This is a genomic window from Allobosea sp. 01N443 (genome assembly GCF_056399325.1).
This window is the reverse complement of the sequence record NZ_JBFTRC010000325.1, coordinates 1-3,515: the sequence shown is the minus strand read 5'-3', so window position 1 is coordinate 3,515 and position 3,515 is coordinate 1. Positions and strand designations below refer to the sequence as shown.

General features: G+C 61.7%; 4 protein-coding genes. 2 read left to right on the top strand and 2 right to left on the bottom strand.

What is annotated here, in order from left to right; genetic code table 11:
* The coding region (locus tag AC1DRP_RS35675; protein ID WP_476771030.1) for an FUSC family protein at positions 1-1,413 on the bottom strand (1,413 nt) is incomplete at its 3' end.
* Positions 1,414-1,650: 237 nt separating this feature from the next.
* Here AC1DRP_RS35675 and AC1DRP_RS35670 point away from each other — a divergent pair.
* Together AC1DRP_RS35670 and AC1DRP_RS35665 are read left to right on the top strand one after the other, a co-directional pair.
* Complete coding sequence (locus AC1DRP_RS35670) at positions 1,651-1,776, top strand: hypothetical protein (protein WP_476771029.1); 126 nt, start codon at positions 1,651-1,653, stop codon at positions 1,774-1,776.
* Between the two features lie 157 nt (positions 1,777-1,933).
* Positions 1,934-2,422 carry a GNAT family N-acetyltransferase gene (locus tag AC1DRP_RS35665; protein WP_476771028.1) on the top strand — a complete coding sequence of 163 codons (489 nt, stop codon included), beginning with the start codon at positions 1,934-1,936 and terminating at the stop codon, positions 2,420-2,422.
* 544 nt (positions 2,423-2,966) lie between these two features.
* Here the strand turns inward: AC1DRP_RS35665 and AC1DRP_RS35660 are convergent.
* Entirely contained in the window at positions 2,967-3,413 is a 447-nt protein-coding gene (locus tag AC1DRP_RS35660; RefSeq protein WP_441493799.1) for a universal stress protein, read from the bottom strand.
* Positions 3,414-3,515 lie beyond the last annotated feature (102 nt).

Here is a 3,515-nt window from a genome sequence, read left to right as displayed (position 1 = left end):
GCCTATCGCCGTCGTCGAGGGCCGCGCGATCAGATAACCGAACAAGACGAGCGTCGGCGCCAGGGCCACGACGACCACCTCAATGTCCGAGATCCGCGGGAGCAACGCGAACAGGTAAATTCCGGCGACGATGATGGCGACGACCGCCCATCCCCCGAAACTGCGCATGCCGATCGCCGGGTCGTCCCGGGAGGCGAAGATCGAGCATGCCACCGCAGCCATCATCGGGGCGGAGGCGCCATCGTGCCAACCGGTGCCGATCCAGAATGCGCAGCAAAGCAGGATTGCTATGGCCGTGGCGGCTGCCGACCAGATGGCGAGCATGGGATCGCGATGCCGGGCGACCTCGGCCCCTGCCTCCGGATCGAACCGAAGGGTGACACGGGAGGGATCCCGGCCTTCGTCGATCGCGGAGCGGAGCAAGCGGCAGTCCTGCAAGAGATCGGCGAGTTCCAGCAGGCGGATCAGCAGACTGACGATCAGGACCTGGTCCCAGCTCGAGTCGGTGGAGAGCCCAAGGCGACGGGCCTCGATCTCCAACGACAGTTCGAGCGTCGGTTGCGTGACGGAGCCGTCGTCGGCGATCCATGCAGACAGGCGCTCGAAGAGCCGGGCGAGATCGGGTTCATCGTCGCGCAACCGGGGACCGAGTGCCGCGATCCGGTCGTTGATCGAGGCAAGGATCGGCACGAGCATCAGCATGTGCCGCCGGAGAATGCGCAATCCACGCGCGGCCTCGATGTCGGTCAGCCGGTCATGATCGAGGTGGCTCTCCATGGCTTCGATCTCGACTGCTTCCCTCAGGAGCCGCTGCAAATGCTGCTCCTGGCCGACCCCGCTGCCGGCGAGGGCCTCCCGCGACAGCTTGGCCGCGGTCGCGAGCCAGTAATCGAGCCGCTCGGAGATGACCGTGCCGCTGCTCTGCGGGAATACCGTCCCGGAGATGACCGCAGCGCAGATGATGCCCAGCGAGATTTCCTGAACGCGCGCGATCGCGGTGTCGAAGATGCTGCCGGGATCCGAGACGGACGGAAAGGCGATGATCGCAGCCGTATAGCCCGACAGAAGGAAAGCGTAACTGCGTGCCGTCCCGTCCAGCAGCGCGAGGCAAAGGCACAGGCCGACCCATAACGCGATCGCCAGACACAGCAGTTCCGGTACGTTGACGAGGCTCGGCACCATGGCCATGGCGGCGACAGCGCCGATCACAGTCCCGAGCAGGCGGTAGATCGCCTTCGCGCTCGTCCCTCCGGCGAGGGGCTGCGAGGTGATGTAGACGGTGGCCATGGCCCAGGATGGGCGCGGGAGATCGATCCACAGCGCGATGACGAAGGCGAGTATGGCGGCGCCGAAGGTCTTGAGCGCGAAGATCAGGTCCGCGTGTCTGACCAGGAAGGGCCTGTCCGGGGGCATGTTCCGGTCTCTGAGGGCGTCGCGTTGGCATGGTTGCCCAATGATCGACGGACCGCAAGTCGAGCTGCGCATTCAGGATCCGGCCGCTCGGCGCGGATGTCGACGTGCAGACCTTGGACTTGGACACCGTCGTCCAGCGCCGCACCTCCAGGGAACCGGTTGAGCGCGGCGGCTGGAGCATTTTTCACACGAACTGGCCCGGTTCCYCCATCACCAATCGGGCGCGCCGAGATCGCCATGGAAGGCTTCGGCAAACCCGTCGGACAGCTGGTGACGCCGAATATCTTCGGGCTCGATCGCAATCTGCCAATCACCAAGCCCAATGCCGCACGCGCGAAACAGCTCCTCGAAGAGACAGATTAACAACTCAACCTTCCCTAGAGGGCGTTAATACAAAAACACCAAAAAAAGGGCAAAAACAGGACGTAGTTCGTGATCATATTCTCTTGATTTCGATTTAGACATTTGATAGCGAGCCGAAATTACTACGATTACTATCGACAGTGTAGGAAATTCGAATATGACAATCCCACCAAGTGATGCGGAGGTGACGTTTCGACGGGTCACGTCTGCAAATGTCTCTGAAATTTGTGAACTGAGCGAGACCCTGCCCGAAGAACAGAGGGATTTTGTCGCGGACAACGGGTCGTCGATTGCAGAAGGATTCTGTTCGGAATCGRCTTGGTTCCGTGGAGTTTATGCGGGTGATGTCTTGATCGGTTTCGTGATGGTGCACGAAGGATCGGATTGGGACGATGGGATCGACTGCCCTGGCCCTTACTTGTGGCGTTTCATGATCGCCAGGCCTTTTCAGAACCGCGGCTTTGGAAAGCAGGCAATCTCCAAGATCGCTGCGCGCCTCCGATCGCGGGGTATCAGAGAACTTTACACGAGCTTTGGCCTTGGGCCGGGCAGCCCGCAGGCATTCTATGAAAAGCTCGGCTTTTCTCCCACCGGCGGAATGTTCGACGAGGAGATCGAAGTCGTCCTTTCGCTCGTGGATCGGTGAACGGGCACCCCAGGACATCCTGACGGCGTCCTCCCCGCTGTTCTGGAACGTCCGCCGGATCTGACGCCCTGCCCTGTCGATTGGGACGAGCGATCGCGCTCGGAGCCTGACAGCAAACCCGCCGGAGAGATCCGGCGGGTTTTTGCGTCACGTCCGCTTCGGCAACCCGAGGCAGCCGTACACGGGCAGCGACCATAAACTCATGTGGCCATCCCACCGGTGTTGGCTCTTGGAAGGGGACAGTGTGAACCTCGGCCTGGCCGGAGGCGTTCCTGCAGGGCAGCAAACTCGATCTCGACCTCGAGGAATGCCGCGGCTGACATAGCCAGCGAAGCTTCCGCGACGAGATGCGGGCGTCATCGCAGGGGACGCTCCCTCCTCCGCGGGACGACGGTGCCGCGAGGACTGGCTCGGAGCCCCGCACCGGACAGATCGTGCCACGCGTCGCGTGCTCCACCCCCGCGGAATCGGTCCACGGATGTCTTGAGTCAGACAGGAKGACCGCCATGCCGAAGAAGCGTCACAAGCCGGAAGAGATCAGCGACTACCGGATCACCAGAACAGGGATTGTCGTCCTCGCCAGAACCTCTGATGTCTGACTGCCGAGCAAGACCTTCTGCACACCACGGCGGCCATGAGAGGACATGACGATAAGATCACAGCCATTGAGCTTGGCCGATCGGACGATTGCCTCGGCAGGCGAATCATCAATCTCGTGCTCCAGATCCACCGTAACGCCGTGTTTGGACGCGTGTTGTTCGATGGACGCAAATCGTTCCTTCATCAGCGCATCAATCTGGTGGTCGTAGCCCCCGATGGGATCACCGACGCCGCTAAGTCGGGCTGCGCGTGCCATGTCCGGGCTCAGGGGCTCCGACACGGTCAGAACGGTGACTTTCGCCCCGAGCGGCTTGGCGAGGGCCAGGCCATGTTCAAGTCCCTTGCGAGCAAGTTCGGAGCCGTCTGTTGCGATGAGAATGTGTTTGTACATTTGTCTCTCCGTCAGCAATCGCATTGGCATTCTGGATGACAGTGATCCGAAGACAAGCATACGCTGCCGAGCGTCGTGACGATCGCGCTGATGTGCCTAAGC

Coding starts and splice junctions, on each gene's coding strand:
- AC1DRP_RS35660 (WP_441493799.1), bottom strand. CDS start 3,413: ATGTACAAACACATTCTCATCGCAACAGACGGCTCCGAACTTGCTCGC.
- AC1DRP_RS35670 (WP_476771029.1), top strand. CDS start 1,651: ATGGAAGGCTTCGGCAAACCCGTCGGACAGCTGGTGACGCCGAATATC.